The 15,164-nt window shown below is 70.5% G+C and carries 16 protein-coding genes; 8 read left to right on the top strand and 8 right to left on the bottom strand.

The window, feature by feature from the left end:
* Positions 1–176: 176 nt before the first annotated feature.
* Genes ACZ7GX_RS32450 through ACZ7GX_RS32440 form a run of 3 tightly spaced genes read left to right on the top strand, consistent with a single transcriptional unit; the run spans position 177 to position 3,867 of the window.
* Positions 177–2,531, top strand: coding sequence for a xanthine dehydrogenase family protein molybdopterin-binding subunit (locus tag ACZ7GX_RS32450; RefSeq protein ID WP_498782260.1), 2,355 nt, complete (start codon positions 177–179; stop codon positions 2,529–2,531).
* Positions 2,528–3,373, top strand: a complete 846-nt coding sequence (locus ACZ7GX_RS32445; protein ID WP_498782258.1) for an FAD binding domain-containing protein — start codon at positions 2,528–2,530, stop codon at positions 3,371–3,373. The genes ACZ7GX_RS32450 and ACZ7GX_RS32445 overlap by 4 nt, the downstream gene beginning before the upstream one ends.
* Positions 3,370–3,867: a (2Fe-2S)-binding protein gene (locus tag ACZ7GX_RS32440; RefSeq protein WP_498782256.1), complete on the top strand. Its 498-nt coding sequence runs from the start codon at positions 3,370–3,372 to the stop codon at positions 3,865–3,867. The genes ACZ7GX_RS32445 and ACZ7GX_RS32440 overlap by 4 nt, the downstream gene beginning before the upstream one ends.
* 158 nt (positions 3,868–4,025) lie before the next feature.
* Here ACZ7GX_RS32440 and ACZ7GX_RS32435 read toward each other — a convergent pair whose 3' ends face one another.
* From ACZ7GX_RS32435 to ACZ7GX_RS32410, 6 genes are all read right to left on the bottom strand, one after another.
* Entirely contained in the window at positions 4,026–6,056 is a 2,031-nt protein-coding gene (locus tag ACZ7GX_RS32435; protein ID WP_498782254.1) for a hypothetical protein, read from the bottom strand.
* 516 nt (positions 6,057–6,572) lie between these two features.
* The gene (locus ACZ7GX_RS32430; protein WP_498782252.1) at positions 6,573–6,854 is read right to left on the bottom strand and encodes a DUF3027 domain-containing protein; all 282 of its coding nucleotides are present in this window, start codon (positions 6,852–6,854) and stop codon (positions 6,573–6,575) included.
* Positions 6,855–6,897: 43 nt separating this feature from the next.
* Positions 6,898–7,152 (bottom strand): hypothetical protein, encoded by a 255-nt coding sequence (locus ACZ7GX_RS32425; protein WP_498782250.1) that lies wholly within the window; start codon positions 7,150–7,152, stop codon positions 6,898–6,900.
* Positions 7,153–7,287: 135 nt separating this feature from the next.
* Positions 7,288–8,031, bottom strand: a complete 744-nt coding sequence (locus ACZ7GX_RS32420) for an SDR family NAD(P)-dependent oxidoreductase (protein ID WP_498782248.1) — start codon at positions 8,029–8,031, stop codon at positions 7,288–7,290.
* Between the two features lie 110 nt (positions 8,032–8,141).
* Entirely contained in the window at positions 8,142–8,573 is a 432-nt protein-coding gene (locus ACZ7GX_RS32415) for an Rrf2 family transcriptional regulator (RefSeq protein ID WP_498782246.1), read from the bottom strand.
* 140 nt (positions 8,574–8,713) lie between these two features.
* Positions 8,714–10,255, bottom strand: coding sequence for an alpha/beta hydrolase (locus tag ACZ7GX_RS32410; RefSeq protein ID WP_498782244.1), 1,542 nt, complete (start codon positions 10,253–10,255; stop codon positions 8,714–8,716).
* A gap of 260 nt (positions 10,256–10,515) precedes the next feature.
* Between ACZ7GX_RS32410 and ACZ7GX_RS32405 the strand changes: the two genes are divergently transcribed.
* Positions 10,516–10,914 (top strand): hypothetical protein, encoded by a 399-nt coding sequence (locus tag ACZ7GX_RS32405; protein ID WP_498782242.1) that lies wholly within the window; start codon positions 10,516–10,518, stop codon positions 10,912–10,914.
* A 428-nt stretch (positions 10,915–11,342) separates the two neighbouring features.
* Here ACZ7GX_RS32405 and ACZ7GX_RS32400 read toward each other — a convergent pair whose 3' ends face one another.
* Entirely contained in the window at positions 11,343–11,888 is a 546-nt protein-coding gene (locus ACZ7GX_RS32400; RefSeq protein ID WP_498782240.1) for a hypothetical protein, read from the bottom strand.
* Positions 11,889–12,009: 121 nt separating this feature from the next.
* Here ACZ7GX_RS32400 and ACZ7GX_RS32395 point away from each other — a divergent pair, with 121 nt between their 5' ends.
* Positions 12,010–12,312, top strand: coding sequence for a transposase (locus tag ACZ7GX_RS32395; protein WP_498782238.1), 303 nt, complete (start codon positions 12,010–12,012; stop codon positions 12,310–12,312).
* Positions 12,309–12,575: a hypothetical protein gene (locus tag ACZ7GX_RS32390; protein ID WP_498782236.1), complete on the top strand. Its 267-nt coding sequence runs from the start codon at positions 12,309–12,311 to the stop codon at positions 12,573–12,575. The genes ACZ7GX_RS32395 and ACZ7GX_RS32390 overlap by 4 nt, the downstream gene beginning before the upstream one ends.
* Positions 12,576–12,600: 25 nt before the next feature.
* Here the strand turns inward: ACZ7GX_RS32390 and ACZ7GX_RS32385 are convergent, their stop codons facing one another.
* The gene (locus ACZ7GX_RS32385) at positions 12,601–13,230 is read right to left on the bottom strand and encodes a TetR/AcrR family transcriptional regulator (protein WP_498782234.1); all 630 of its coding nucleotides are present in this window, start codon (positions 13,228–13,230) and stop codon (positions 12,601–12,603) included.
* Positions 13,231–13,319: 89 nt separating this feature from the next.
* Here ACZ7GX_RS32385 and ACZ7GX_RS32380 point away from each other — a divergent pair, with 89 nt between their 5' ends.
* Positions 13,320–14,489, top strand: coding sequence for a cytochrome P450 (locus tag ACZ7GX_RS32380; protein ID WP_498782232.1), 1,170 nt, complete (start codon positions 13,320–13,322; stop codon positions 14,487–14,489).
* A complete protein-coding gene (locus tag ACZ7GX_RS32375) occupies positions 14,486–15,139 on the top strand; it encodes a class I SAM-dependent methyltransferase (protein WP_498782230.1) in 654 nt (217 codons plus the stop codon). The genes ACZ7GX_RS32380 and ACZ7GX_RS32375 overlap by 4 nt, the downstream gene beginning before the upstream one ends.
* Positions 15,140–15,164: the final 25 nt, after the last annotated feature.

Here is a 15,164-nt window from a genome sequence, read left to right as displayed (position 1 = left end):
TGAGCAAGCTCATCAGGGGTCACCGGGACATGAAACCGCCCAGCCCGCCCCGGTGCCCCCCCGACACGCCGAAACCTAACAAAGCACTACTAGGCAGTGGACCTGTCTCGATGTAACCCGACTGAGTGCTTCCCCGCCCTTCCGTTCAGTGCCATGGTCGAGGTGGACGACAGGGGGTGACCGTGGGCGGTGGGTTGATCGGCGCACGCGTGAGCCGTGCGGAGGACGTGCGGCTGCTCACGGGGCGGGCCGTGTTCATCGACGACGTGCGGCCGCCCGGTGTGCTGGAGGCGGCGATCCTGCGCAGCCCGCACCCGCATGCCCGGATCGTGCGCATCGACACGACCGCGGCCGCCGCGCACCCGGGTGTGGTCGCCGTCGTCACGGGCGCGGACGTGAAGTCGATGGTGCGGCGACCCCAGCCGCTGATCTGGCGGTCGGCGCCCGACGGGCCCGAGACGGTCGCGTACCCGCTCGCGGTCGACAAGGTGCTCTACACCGGGCACGGTCTCGCCGCCGTCGCCGCGGTCGACCGAGCCACGGCCGAGGACGCGCTGGAGCTGATCGACGTCGAGTACGAGCCGTTGCCGGCCGTCACGACGTTGGAGCAGGCGCTGGCGCCGGACGCGCCCCGGCTGCACGAGGACTGGCAGGACAACGTGGCGGGCCGCGCCGTGGTCGCGCAGGGCGACGTGGAGGCGGCGTTCGCGCGGGCCGACGTGGTGCTGCGGGAGACGTTCCGCTTCGCCCGGCAGTGGGGCGCGTCCCTGGAGACGCGCGGTGTCGTGGCGACGTGGGACCCGTTCACCTCGCACCTGGACGCGTGGGTCAACACCCAGAGCCCGCACCTGATCCGCGAGCTGTTCGCCGAGGTCCTCGGCCTGTCGGTGGACAAGGTGCGGGTGCGCGTGCCCGACATCGGCGGCGGCTTCGGCAGCAAGTCCGGCTTCTACGGCGACCAGGTGGTGGCCGCGGTCCTGTCCCGCGTGTCCGGGCGGCCGGTGAAGTTCCTGGAGGACCGGAGGGAGAGCTTCGTCGCCACCGTGCACGCGCGGGAGCAGCGCATCGACGTCGAGGTGGCGGCCCGGTCCGACGGCACGATCACCGGTCTGCGCGGCACCGTGCACGGCGTGCTCGGCGCCAACTTCAGCACCGTCGGCCTCAGCCCGTGCTGGACGACCGCCGCCGTCATGACCGGGCCGTACGCCATCCCGGCGGTCGAGCTGAACGTCGTCGGCGTGGTCACGAACAAGCCGCCCTACGGCGCGTACCGGGGGTACGGGCTGCCCAAGGCGAACTTCGTGCACGAGCACGTGGTGGAAGCGCTGGCCCGACGCCTCGACCTCGACCCGCACGAGGTGCGGCGGCGCAACTTCGTGACCGAGTTCCCCTACCAGAGCCCGGTGTTCGTCTACGACACCGGTCGGTACGCCGAGTGCCTGGACCTGTGCCGCGACGCCGTGCGCCGTGCCGGGTGGGCCGACCGGGTGGCCCGTGCGCGTGCCGAGGGCGGGCACGTGGGCATCGGCTACGCCTTCCACAACGAGGTGTCCGCGTTCGCGCCGTCGCGGATCGTCAACATGTCGGGGCTGGACCACTCCGGGTTCGACGAAGCCGCCGTGCGCATCGACTCGACCGGGCGCGTGACCGTCCACACCGGACAGACCTCGATGGGTCAGGGCATCCACACGGCGCTGGCGCAGGTCGCGGCGCACGCGCTGGACGTGCCGCTGGACCACGTCACGGTGATCTCCGGCGACACCGACTCCGCTCCGTACACGGGGTACGGCACCGCGGCCAGCCGTGCCGCCGCGGTCGGTGGCGCGGCCGTGCTCAACGCCGCCACCCGCCTGCGGGCCAAGGTGCTGCGCATCGCCGCCCACGTCTTCGAGGCCTCGCCGGACGACCTGGAGATCAGCGAAGGCGTCGTATCGGTCAAGGGCGTGCCGGGCCGCGGCGTGACCTTGGCCGACATCGGTGACGCGGCCTACCGGCGACCGCACGGCGTGCTGCCCGACGACGAAGATCCGACGCTGCACGAGCGCGAGGTGTACGACCCCGTCAACGTCGCCACGGCGTTCGGCTGCACGGCCGTGCTCGCCTCCGTCGACGTGGAGATAGGAGTCGTGGAACTCCTCGGCTACCTCATCGCCCACGACTGCGGCACGGTGATCAACCCGATGATCGTGGAGGGGCAGCTCCAAGGCGGCGCGGCGCAGGCCATCGGCGGCGCGCTGTACGAGCGGCTGGCCTACGGCGGCTCGGGGGAAGCGCTGACCCGGTCGTTCGCCGAGTACCTGCTGCCGACGGCCGGCGTGGTGCCGCCGTTCGGCATCGACCACCTGGAGACACCCGCCGACCACATCCCCGGCGGTTTCAAGGGAGCCGGGGAGGCCGGGGTGATCGGTGGCGGGGCGGCGATCGCGCACGCCGTGGAGGACGCGACGGCGGAGTTCGGCGTGCGGATCACGTCGCTGCCGATCACCCCGCCGGACCTGCTGGCCGCGATCCGGGCGGGAGCCGAGCGGTGAAGGCGGCGCGGTTCGACTACGTCCGGGCGTCCACCGCCGACATCGCGGTGGACGCGCTCGCGCGGGGCGCCGTCGCGTTGGCGGGCGGCCAGAGCCTCATCCCGCTGCTGAACACGCGGTCGCGACGGCCGGAGGTCGTGGTCGACGTGTCCCGGTTGCCGTTGACCGGCGTGGAGGAGGACGGTTCGACGCTCGTGCTCGGGGCGCTGACCCGGCTGCGCGCCGCCGAGACGTCCCCGGTCGTGCGCCGGGCCGTGCCACTGCTGGCCGAGGCCCTGACGCACGTCGGTCACGTGTCCGTGCGCAACCGCGGCACGGTCGGCGGCAGCGTCGCGCACGCCGACCCGGCGGCCGAACTGCCCGCGGTGTGCCTGGCGCTGGACGCGGTCTTCACGGCCCAGGGGCCCGGTGGCACGAGGGAGGTCGACGCCCGTGACTTCTTCCGCGGCCCGCACCGCACGGCGTTGGCCTCCGACGAACTGCTCACCGGCATCCGCGTCCCGCTGCCACCGCCGACCGCCCGCCACGGCATCGCCGAACTGAGCCGCCGCCCCAACGACCTGGCGATCACGGCGGTCTTCACCTCGATCACGCTCACCGACCGCGTCGTCGCCGAGGCCCGCATCGCCGTGGCCGGTGCGGCGCCCACCCCGATCCGCGCTCACGCGGCGGAAGAGCTGCTGCGAGGCCAAGCCCTCACACCGGAGGTGTTGACCGCGGCGGCGGACGCCGCGGCAGCCGCGACCGACCCCGTCGACGACGTGCACGCCCCTGCCGCGTACCGTCGCGACATGACGGCCGTGCTCACCCGCAGGGCGCTGCGTCAGGCGGTGGCCGGGTGAAGATCACCGTCACGGTCAACGGCCACACCCGCACCGCCGACTGCGAACCCCGCCGCACGCTCGCCGACTTCCTGCGTCACGACCTGGGCCTCACCGGTGTGCACGTCGGCTGCGAGCACGGCGCGTGCGGCTCGTGCACGGTGATGCTGGACGGCGCGACGGCCCGGTCGTGCTGCGTCCTGGCGGTTCAGGCGGAGGGCAGCGAGATCACCACGGTCGAGGGCCTGGCGACCACGTCCCTCACCCCCTTGCAGGAGTCGTTCCGCCGCCACCACGCCCTGCAGTGCGGCTTCTGCACACCGGGGGTCCTGGCCGTGGCGACGGAACTGCTGCGCGACAACCCCTCCCCCACCGAGGCCGAGATCCGCACCGCCATCTCCGGCAACCTCTGCCGCTGCACGGGCTACCACAACATCGTCACCGCCATCGCCGCCGCCCGCGACCACGGCGGCTCGTCGAACGCCGACGCGCCACCGCAGCCGCCCGGGACCTGACCACGACCCTTCCGCCCCTTCGGGCGGAGGACTGGACCGGGTCGGTGATCGTCCTCATCCCTGTTGCGTCGAACTGCGGCGCACCCGGACACGCCGATGCCGCACACGCGACCGAAGTTGCGTGTGCGGCATCGGTTACCGCCGGAGGTGGCCTGCCCTCAGCTCGCGACTGCGCGACGCGGCGAGGTCAGGGGTTCCGCCTTCGGGGCGGGGATAGCGCCCTGGACCGACGCGGACGCGGTCGGCGACACCCCGTCGAGGTAGAAGGTGCCCACCACGTCCACCAGGACGTGGGTCGAGCCGCGGTTGTTGTAGACGTGGAAGCCGTAATCGGGGCCGATCATGGTCTGCACGGCGTTCGGCGTGATCGCGCCGGGATCCAGGTTGAGGTTGGACGTGTTCGGGCGCTCGATCCCGGTGTAGCCCGCGGGCCACACCGTCAGGAAGGTGGCCGCGGTCGGCTGGACGGCGGTGACGTTGGTGGCCACCGCCCAGGTGTCGGCGCCGACGACGGAGTCGGGCACGACGATGGTCGCGGTCGTGGCGTTGCCGATCGCGGACGGCCAGTTCTGGCCCGTGCGGGTGTCGGCGATCCGCTTGGGCACGACCGGTTCGAAGCGCAGCCCTTCCGGCAGCGAGCTGTCGTCGTAGAAGCCGACGATGTCCACGATGACGTGGGTGTCCTGGTTGGTGTACACGCCGATGGACGGCAGGCCGTGCCCGCCGCCGCCGCAGTCGTAGCACCTCATGGTGGGCACCACCGCGAAGTTCGTCACGGTGCTGCCGGTCCCGTAGTTCAGCGTGGACGTGCTCGGCAGGCTGGCGCCGGAGCCGTTCCAGGCGGCGAGGAAGCCGGGTGCGCGGGTGTCGGTCGCGGTGATGTTCACCGCGAAGGCCCGGATCGTCCCGTTGGTCGAGGTGTCCCACGACGCGGCGACGTTGACGTAGTAGCCCGCCGGCAGTCGGCCGATGCCCCACTCACGGGTGTCGGCCAGGCGCACCGGCCTGGCCAACGGGTGGTACTGCCCACCCAGGTAGCTCGCGCGGCCCTTGGAGTAGAAGCCGTTGACGTCGGCGACGAGGTGGACGGACGCACCGTGGTTGTAGAGGTGCACCCCGCCGTCCGCGCCCACCTTCACCGTGACCGAGTTCGCCCCGGTCCAGCCGGGCGTGTAGTTCAACGACGACACGGTCGGCCGCGCCACGTCGGTCGGGTAGATGGAGATGTGGCCCGGGCCGGACGGCCCGGTGACCGTCACGTTCAGCACGACCGTCGACGCCTCGACCGGCACCCCGCCCTGGCCTGCCAGCTGCAACCGGACCGACTGGCCCGAACCGACCGCGACCGCCGGCGCGCCGTGACCGGATCGGGTGTCCAGCACGCGGTACGGCGCGAGCGGGAAGTAGGTCCCCCGGTCGCCGCGCGCGTCGTAGCCCACCAGCGTCAGCTTGCGCGTGACGCTGCCACCGACGGAGTCCTCCGGCAGGGTCAGCAGCGCCGTCTGCTCGCCCTTGCCGATGGCCGTCGGCGTGATGGTCAGCGAGCACTTCTGGCCGTAGGAGAGCGTCTTGCCCGAGCAGGTGTCCGCCGTGATCCGGAACGAGGCGGGATTCGCGCCCGCCACCGTCGCCGCGCCGAAGGTCGTCGGCAGGGTGCCGTTCACCTCGACCGGGACCTCCTTCGGCGTGCCCGTCCGCCCCCACGGCTGCTCGCCGAACCGGAGCGCGTGCTCCCCCCAGGTGTCGGCGGCCCGGTAGCCGAGACCGGACTGGAACCGGATCTCGCCCTTCGCGAAGACCTCGGTGGTCCCGCCGCACTTCACCGAGTAGTCGGCCGCGAACACGGTGAACTGGCCGGTGGCGTCGTCGTAGACGGCCTCGTGGACGTTCAGCGTGCCCGAGGACGTGCCGGAGGCCGAGCACCCCCGCCCGTCACCGCTGATGTTGAACACCGTGATCGCGTCCAGCGGCGAGTAGGAGCTCGTCGTCGGGTACGACCGGCCGGCCTCGAACCGCGTCCCGTTCGGCGGCGACACGTCGAGGTGGTGCCAGTGCGCGTGGCCGCTGGTCGACCCGGACATCGCCAACGCGTACCCGTTGGTGGTCTGCTGGAAGACCTGGAGCGTGTTGCGGGACCTCTCATACGAGAAGTTGCCGTCCACGTCCCAGCCCTCGAAGTGCACCGTCATGGCCGTGTACGGCGCGACAGGCGGCTCCGCGGCCACCGCCACGGGCGCCCCGACCGTCAGGGTCGTCCCCACCAGAAGCGCGGCGGCGCAGGCTCTAGCGCCGCGGAAAGTACGCACGATATCCCCCCGGGAAAATGGTCGCGGCAGAAGGAATGCCCGCGTCCCGCACAGGATAGGTACCCGAAGCCGCGCCGGGCAACAAACATCAGTCCCACCCTGCGCCCTGCGAGACGGCGCCCTCGTGCCTGCCGACCACCCCGTCCACGCAGGCGAGGCGGGAGCACGACGAGACCCGGGGACAGCCGTTGACGTGCTGCCGCCCCACTGCCTCGTCGACCAACACGGCGTGGATGCCCGGCTGTGCTGATCCGACTGGTCTCCTGAGCGTGACCAACGCCGTTGGCGCCGCTGCGCCTAGGGCTTCTTTCTCGCCCCGGGTTGAACGCCGCTTACCCACTGGCACCGGAGTGCCCCGTGGAACTTCGGTCGAGCCGGTTCAGGCGATGTCGTCGGGACTCACCCATCGACCCGCATCGACGAAGACGTCACAGCCGTCGTGTTCGAACCGCACACGCCCGTCGAACGGCGACCGAGCGTTCGAGCGTTCGAGCAAGCGCCGTAGTCGTTGCCCACCCGGCCCGCCAGCGGGATCCAGAACCGACAACCACCGCACTGTTCCTCACCCCAGGACTCCTGGTACTCCTGGTCGTCCCGCCCTCGGTTGCGGTCGCGGATCCACCGGCCGTGGATCGAGTCGAGTTCCGCTTCACTGAGGGTCACGTGGTCGAACTCATCCATCACTTGGCCGCTGTGATGACGCGCGGGATCTCTTCGGGAGAGCTCACCCGTCGATCGAGCCGGATAGCAAGCGTGCCGAAATCGCCGTCCATCTGCCTTCCCCTGTCCCGGTCACCACGTTGGCGCCCAACTGCTCGGCCACCTGCATCAACTTGTCGTCCTTGGTGCCGCTGAGTCTCAGCCACTGCCCGTTCCCGGAGAAGCCGACCTTCTTGGCGATCAGCTGCCGCAGTGCGCCGGCAGCACCTGCGCGCACACCCCAGGTGGCCGACGCGGTGGTGCCGCGCCAAAGGACCACGGCTGTACGACTGGGCCACGGCAATCCTTCCACCGGACCCCGACCAGTACCGCGACATGACGCGATGGCTGCGCCTCACCCTCGGCGGGGTCCGACATCTCCTGGCACACCTGATCACCAAGTGCGGCCGGAGTGCTAGAGCTGTGTGACACCGCCGTCGACGACCAGTTCCGCGCCGGTGGTGAAAGTGCTCTGGTCGCCGGCCAGGTAGACGGCGGTGGCGGCGACCTCGTCGGGACGGCCGGCGCGCCCGAGCGGGGACGGTTCGGCCGCGGTGGGCCCGTCGCCGTGCGGGAAAGCGGCGCGGAGCTCGTCCCCGCCGGGGGTTTCGACGAAGCCGGGAGTGAGGGCGTTGACGCGGATCCCCCGGCCGGCCAGCTCGGCGGCCCAGGTGCGGGCGAGGTTGCGGATCGCGGCCTTGGTGGCGGCGTAGACCCCCAGGCCGGGGACGGCCCGCAGGGCCGCGCTGGAGGAGAGCAGCACCACCGAGGCACCGGCCGTCAGCAGCGGCAGCGCCTTCTGGACGGTGAAGATCGTGCCCTTGAGGTTGATCGAGGTGGTGCGGTCGTACTCCTCCTCGGTGATCGCGCCGAGCGGACCGTACTCCCCGACCCCGGCGTTGGCCACCACGACGTCCAGGCGACCGCTGCGGTTCGCGATCTCGGCGAAGAGCAGGTCGAGGTCGCCGAGGTCCGAGACGTCGCCCTGGACGGCGATGCCCCGGGCACCGACCTGCTCGACGGCGGCGTCCAGCTCGGCCTTGCGGCGGCCGGTGAGGTAGACCGTCGCGCCCTCGGCGGCGAAGCGGCGGGCGATCGCCAAGCCGATGCCGCTGGAGCCACCGGTGACGAGGGTGCTCTTACCGTCCAGCTGTCCCATGAGATCCTCCGATTCCTTGACGTAACCATTTTTGTTACGTCGGTGGGTGCAGAGCACGCTTCTCCTCGAGCAGGAGAAGTCAACGCGCCGAGTTCAGGCGTTTTTTGAGGTCAGGCGGCTTTCAGGACGTCCCGCAGCACGTCCTCCAACGTGGTCCGGGCCAACTCGCCGCGCAAGACGGCCTCCACCTCGTCGTACACGGCGGCCATCACCGGCCCGATGCCGTGGCCCACCACGCACTCGGGGTTCGGCGTCGAGCGATGCAGGGCGAAGAGCGGTCCCGGCTCGATCGCCTGGTAGACGTCGAGCAGGGTGACCTCCCCCAGGTCCCGCACGAGCGTCCAGCCCGCCCCCGCCCCCCGCTGCGAATCGACCAGGCCGGCCCTGCGCAGTTCGGCCAGCAGGCGGCGGATCACCACCGGGTTGGTGTTGACGCTCGTCGCGATCTGGTCGGAGGTGGCGACCTCGTGGCCGCGCCGCTGGTACAACCCGATCCACGTCAAGGCGTGCGCCGCTATGGTCAGTCGGCTGTTCGCGCTCACGTCGACCTCCTCCACCCCTCGAACCCAGTCGTAACTGTAATAGTTACAACGCCGTGCGGCAAGTCCCGCGAAGCAGCCTCGACCGGACCGGGTGCACCAGGAGTTCCCCGTCCACCGACGCTCACCGCCGGCAACCACGGTCACTGCGGGGCGACGTCGGTGCAGTCGACCTGCTTGTCCGGCAGCCGGCCGGTGGTCAGGAACGTCACGGTGGCCTCGTCCACGCAAGCGGAGCCCTGGTTGTAGACGTAATGCCCGCCGTTGTCCGCGCCGACGAAAGCCGCTCGCTTGCCGAGGACCTCGTACAGCCCGAGGCCGTCCTCCCACGGTGTGGCGTTGTCCCTGCGGTTCTGCAGGATCAGCGTGTTGCGCGGTCCCTCGCCCGTCACGCGGACGGGCTCTTCGATCGGCTTCGGCCAGAACGCGCACGCCCAGATGTTGGCGGGCATCCCCGCGGTGAGCGGCCAGGCCGCGCGGTCCTCGGCGGTGCGGCGGGCGTACTCGTCGACTTCGTCGGACCACTGCGCGTCACCACAGGTCAGTGCCAGGAACATGGTGGCCTGGTTGTCGGCCGGCACGCCCGGGGTCGGCGGCGGCGCGGTGAACACCTGCTGCAGCACCTGGCCGTCCGCCTCGGTGAGCACGCCGTCGGCCAGCCCGACGGCGGCCTTCCAGAACTGCGCGAGCACCGGGAGGGTCTCGTTGTGCAGCAGGAGGCTGTAGGTGACGGTGCGCAGCACCGAACCCGTTAGGGCCAGTGGGGTGCCGGGGACGGGCGCGGGGGTGCGGTCGAGGCGGTCGGCGAGTGCGAGGTACTTCTGGGTCACCTCGTCGACGGTGCCGCCCAGTCCGAGCGTGGCGTGCTGTGCCGCAGCGACCTTTGCCGCGTCGGGGAAGCGTTCCGACATGGCCTTGCCCCAGTTGTCCGTCGCGCTGGCCCAGACCTTCGTGGGGTCGACGTTGCCCTCGAGGACCACCCGGTCGGCGCGCTCCGGGAACAGTGATTCGTAGACGGCGCCGAGGTACGTGCCGTAGGACTGGCCCCAGTAGGAGATCTTCTCCTCACCGAGCGCCGTGCGGATGCGGTCCAGGTCGCGCGCCGTGTTGGCGGTGGTGAAGTACCGGAGCTTCTCGCCGGCGTTCGTCGCGCACCGCTCGGCGTCGGTGCGGGCGTGGTCGACGTTCGCGGTGATCGAGCCGTCCGCCGCCGGGTACGGGAAGAGGCCGGCGAGAGACGGGTCGTCGAGGCCGCAGCTCTGCGGGGTGCTGTGCTCGACCCCACGCGGGTCGAAGCCGATCAGGTCGTAGGCCGCCAGCACCGACGGCGGCAGGGTCGGCGCCACGACACCCGGGGTGTCCAAGCCGGGCAACGCCGGGCCGCCCGGGTTCAGCAGCAGGACACCGCGGCGGTCGCGGGACTTCGCTGCCGGCAGCTTCGAGACGGCCACCTCGATCTGCTCGCCACCGGGGTCCCGGTAGTCCAGCGGAACCTTCACCGTTCCGCAGGTGAGCCGGGGGTCGCGACTGGCGCCCTCGGCCAACGCCGGGCACGTGTCCCAGGTGATGCGTGGCGTGGCGGCCGCCTCGGCGACAACCGGTGGTGCGTCCTCACTCGTCGCATCTCCTTCCGCGGCGGCGTCACAGGCCGCCACCGCGGAGACGCCGAGCGCCACCGCGATCACCGCACTGATGAACCTCCGAGGGATACCGGCTCCCGCTGACCGTTGCATCGTCTTCAAGGCCCTTGCCTCCAGGTCTCGGCATGCCGCGACGCACTGACGTCGTCGCCAGCGAAACCTATGGGAGACCGCGGTGCTACGAATCCCCTTGGTGTGGACACTTTTCTGTAGTCCTCAAGGGGGACAGCGGCCTGCGACCGACCGACCGTCGCCCAATGCGAGGCGCGACGGACTGCGCGGCGCGGGCACCTCCCTCTCCGGCGGTGTTCGACTCCACCGGCGATCTCGACGCGAACCTGGACGACATGGTCGAGCCGTTCGGTTCCGGAATGCTGGTCATCGACACGGTCCGACTCGAACCCGCCTGGCGTGGCTACGGTCTGGGTCCGCTCTGCGTGGGGATGATGATCGAGCGCCTGGCCGCCGGCCGTCGGCTGGTGGTCCTGCGGGCAGCGCCGGCGGAGCGTCGCACCGCGAAGGGCGAGGTGGTGGAGGAGATTTCCGCCGCCGAGCGTGACTTCGCCGTGGCGAAGCTCGGCCGCCTGTGGTCGCAATTGGGTTTCGAACACTTCAAGGACGAGGTGTGGGTGCTCGACCTAGGACTGGTCACCTTCTCGAAGGCGATGGACCTGGTTCGGGCGTGGGCTGGTCTGCCGCGCTGATCGCTGAGTCGGCAGGGCGCCAGTCACGGCACAACGGGTCACACATTCCAGATCGTAATGATCGCGGTTACCGCGCCAGGTCACCGACCCCACCGATCGACCGGGCGCGTCCGCGAGGCAGGACGGATCGACCGAGGATCTGGCCGTGCTTCGATCATTCAGCCGAACCACTTCACTTCGGTCGACGCCCAGTCAAGGAGTTCATGAACCGCCCCTCGAACCGAACACCACGATGTTCACCCAGGTATAACGGCACAAACCCCAGTCGCAGAACGACTGAGCGACGTGCTTGGTCCTGTTCTTCCAGGTCAACAGCCAAGGTAACTGGCCGAGTAGAGGAGTCATGGAGCCAGGCTCGGGCGGAATCGCGATGACGCTACGCCATCGGCCCTGATCGGAATCCCACAGGCCCTCCGCAAGCGGACCGCTCAGTGAGCAGCCAGCCAGGTGTCGACCTCGTCCCGCAGCATGGGATCGACGATGGCGTCGCGCACCCACGCCAGCGAGGGCAGCGTCCACGACACGTCCTGCATCAATCGGAACTCCTCATCGGCCGGTTTGTCTTCATCGGCCTCCCGTGCCCACTTGACGGAGACCTCCCGATAACGTTCCAAGGTCAACGGGAACGACTCGATGGTGTGCCGCGCCACCCGGTCCGGTCTCAGAAGATCAGGCAACCCGTGATGCGGCGCCCGCTGAGCGACCGCAGCGAACCTGAGCAGCCAGTAAGCCGCGTACGAAGGCGTGAGGTCACCGAGCCGCACGCTCGTTTGCAGGAACCAGACCGCGAAGTCGAACGCGGGCAGATCCAGGCCACCGGCGCGCCTGGTCGAGACGGAAGCATGCGTCTCGACCGACTCGATCACCGACAGCGCCCACTGCGGCGAGCCGCTGTGGGGGCGCTCGCGCTCGACCCACGCAACTCTGCCCGTTTCCGGCATCCCGCACAACGCCCGGTAGTCGACTACTGTCATGGCCGCCTTCCTCCGTAGTCACGCCAAGCCCGCAACGGGATGCGCTGGGCTTGACCCGTTCTGACGGACATCTGAGATCAGGGGACGCGTGTCCCCGGAGGGATGTCCCATCATGGAGCCCATGGGCAGGAAGAAGCGGCGGCCACGGCGGTCGTTCACCCCGGAGTTCAAGGCCGAGATCGTGGAGTTGTGCTCGCGGGGTGACCGGTCGGTGGGTCAGGTCGCGAAGGACTTCGACCTGACCGAGACCGCGGTCCGGCAATGGGTCGTGCAGGCCGAACGTGACGCCGGCACCCGCGCCGACGGGCTGACCACCGACGAGCGGGAGGAGCTCGCGAGGTTGCGGCGGGAGAACCGTCGACTGACCGAGGACGTGGAGATCCTCAAGCGCGCCACGGCTTTCTTCGCCAAGGATATCCGGTGAACGTCTACCCGTTCATCGAGGCGGAGCGAGTGGGCGGCGGCAACGTCCATCGGGCGTGCACGCTGCTTGAGGTCTCCCGGTCCGCCTACTACGCCCGCCGCACCGCGATCACCACCTGCGCCCGGTGCTGGACCTCTACGCGACCCACTACAACCATCGCCGACCACACCAAGCCCTACAACTCGCCCCACCACGACCGGACCACCCGATCGCAGAGCCGGACTACACCTCGATACGCCGTCGACCAGTCCTCGGCGGCCTGATCAACGAGTACGAACCTGCAGCAGCCTAACCGCAGGTCAGACCATGTGACTGGCTTTTGACACCCCACAGGGGTGGCCCATGCGCGGTCAGCGCCTCGGTCGCTCGGGCGGCTTGGATGACGCCGCCGATCGCTTGTTCGATCCGGGCGCTCGCGTGCTCGGGTTGCCCGGCGTCCAGCCAGGCGAGCACGGCCTCCAACGCCACCGCGGGCACGAGTGCCGCCGCCCACTCCCGCCACGGCCCGGCCGGGACCACCTCGGCCAGGTGGCGGCGGGTCACCTCGGTCGACGCCGAGCGCAGCCGGTCGACCACGTCGCGGAACTCCGGTTCCCGGACCGCGTGGCGGAACAGCAGGCGGAACCCGTCCGGATCAGAGGCGGCTGCCGCCAGCAGCGCGGGGATGCTGCCCTCGTCGAAGTCGTCGGACCCCACGGTGCCGTCGAGCCGGGCGCAGGCGCGGTCGAGGACGGCCCGGTAGAGGTCGGTCTTCGACTCGAAGTGCCGGTACAGGATCACGCGGGTGATGCCCGCCTCGGCGGCCACGTCGTCCAAGCCGGTGGCGGCGAAGCCGGTCCGCGCGAACGCACGGGTCGCGGCGTCCAGGATCTGCTCCCGCCGTTCGGCGCGGGGCATGCGCTTGGTGCCTGCCGTCATCGTCCACCTCCTTGTTGACACGGGAATATACATGTACCTTTGTTTACTGCTACGTATACATGAGCGAGTAAACAACCCTGGAGGTATGCATGAGCGTCCAGTTGCCGTTCGAGCAGGGCCATCCGCTCGACGTCCCGGCGGTGGTCGGCGCGCTGCGGTCGCGAGGCCCGGTGCACAAGGTCCGGACCGCCGTGGGCGACGAGGCGTGGTGGGTCGCCGACCACGCCCGGGTACGGCGACTGCTGGTGGACGACCGCCTCGGCCGCGCCCACCGCACCCCGGAGACGGCGGCGCGCACCGGGGAGTCGGCGTTGTTCGGTGGCCCGTTGGGTGATTTCGACTCCGAGCGGACCGATCACGCCAGGATGCGGTCACTGCTGCAACCGCACTTCACGCCGGGCCGGATGCGGGCGCTGCGGCCACGCGTCGAAGCGCTGACAGGCCGCCTGCTGGACGACCTGGCCGCCGGACCGCGGCCGGTCGACCTGCACGCGGCGCTCGCGCTGCCCCTGCCCGTCCTGGTGATCTGCGAGCTGCTCGGCGTGCCGTACGAGGACCGCGACGAGTTCCGCGGTTGGACCCAGGCCGCCTCCGACATCCACGACCGGGACCGCTCGCTGGGCGGGCTGGGCGCGTTGTTCGAGTACGGCAAGCGATTGGTCGCCCGGAAGCGGCGTGAGCCGGACGACGACGTGATCTCGCGCCTGTGCGCGGTGGACGACGTCGGCGACGACGAGGCCGCGATGCTGTCGATGGCGCTGCTGTTCGCGGGCCACGAGACGACCGTGGTGCAGATCGGCATGGGCGTGCTGCACCTGCTGGCGTACCCGGACCAGTGGCAGGCACTGCGGCAAGACCCGAGCTTGGTCGCGAGCGCGGTGGAGGAGATCATGCGGGCGCCGGTCCAGGGTGGTGGCGGCATCCCCCGGTACGCCCGGACCGACCTGGAGGTCGACGGCGTCGTGATCCGGGCGGGTGACCTCGTCCTGCTCGACATCGGCGCCGCCAACCACGACCCGGCGGTGTTCACCGACCCTGACCGGTTCGACATCGCCCGCCCGGCACAGCCGCACCTGGCCTTCGGCCACGGCGCGCGGTACTGCATTGGCGCGCCGCTGGCCCGCATCGAACTCCAGGCGGTGCTCACGCACCTCGTCCCCCGGTTCCCCACGATGACGTTGGCCGTGCCCGTCGAGGAACTCGTCGTGCGACGGGACACCCTCACCGGCGGACTGGTGGAACTGCCGGTGACGTGGTGACATTCGGACGGGAGGACGGCATGGACGAGGGACTGCGCGGCAAGTGGGACCGGTACGCGGGCCGGTACGACCGTGACATCGGCTTGGTCGAGAAGGTCCAGTTCGGCGGCGGCCGGGAGTGGGTGTGCTCGCAAGCCTCAGGTGAAGTGCTGGAAGTGGCGATCGGCACCGGGCTCAACCTTTCCCACTACCCCACCGGCATCCGGCTGACGGGTGTCGACTTCAGCCCCGCCATGCTCGCCCGCGCCCGTGACCGTGCCGCGCGGCTCGACCGCGACGTGACGCTCCTTGAAGGTGACGCGCAAGCGCTGCCGTTCCCGGACGCCGCCTTCGACACCGTGGTCTGCACGTTGGGTCTGTGCGGAGTGCCCGACGAGCGAGCGGCGATCGACGAGATGCACCGCGTGCTGCGGCCGGGCGGCCTACTCCTGTTGCTCGACCACGTCGGCAGTCATCATCGGCTGATCCACTTCGGACAGCGGCTGCTGGAGCGGCTGTCGGTGCGCATGCTCGGCGACTACCAGACCCGCCGACCGCTGCCGCTCGTCGAACAAGCCGGTTTCACCGTGCGTCGCCGGGAACGCCTCAAGCTGGGCACCGTCGAACGGGTCGCCGCCGTCAAGGAACCCAGCGAGGTCGATTCCCTTTGACGTGCGCGGTGATCCCCCTGGCCGC

Source organism: Actinosynnema sp. NPDC037264 (assembly GCF_055603705.1).
This window is presented reverse-complemented; position numbering and strand designations above follow the sequence as displayed.

Excerpts from the sequence above, each read along its gene's own strand:
- ACZ7GX_RS32435 (WP_498782254.1), bottom strand. The coding sequence starts at position 6,056 with ATGACGGTGCACTTCGAGGGCTGGGACGTGGACGGCAACTTCTCGTAT.
- ACZ7GX_RS32430 (WP_498782252.1), bottom strand. The coding sequence starts at position 6,854 with ATGGATGAGTTCGACCACGTGACCCTCAGTGAAGCGGAACTCGACTCG.
- ACZ7GX_RS32420 (WP_498782248.1), bottom strand. The coding sequence starts at position 8,031 with ATGGGACAGCTGGACGGTAAGAGCACCCTCGTCACCGGTGGCTCCAGC.
- ACZ7GX_RS32400 (WP_498782240.1), bottom strand. The coding sequence starts at position 11,888 with ATGACAGTAGTCGACTACCGGGCGTTGTGCGGGATGCCGGAAACGGGC.
- ACZ7GX_RS32395 (WP_498782238.1), top strand. The coding sequence starts at position 12,010 with ATGGGCAGGAAGAAGCGGCGGCCACGGCGGTCGTTCACCCCGGAGTTC.
- ACZ7GX_RS32385 (WP_498782234.1), bottom strand. The coding sequence starts at position 13,230 with ATGACGGCAGGCACCAAGCGCATGCCCCGCGCCGAACGGCGGGAGCAG.
- ACZ7GX_RS32380 (WP_498782232.1), top strand. The coding sequence starts at position 13,320 with ATGAGCGTCCAGTTGCCGTTCGAGCAGGGCCATCCGCTCGACGTCCCG.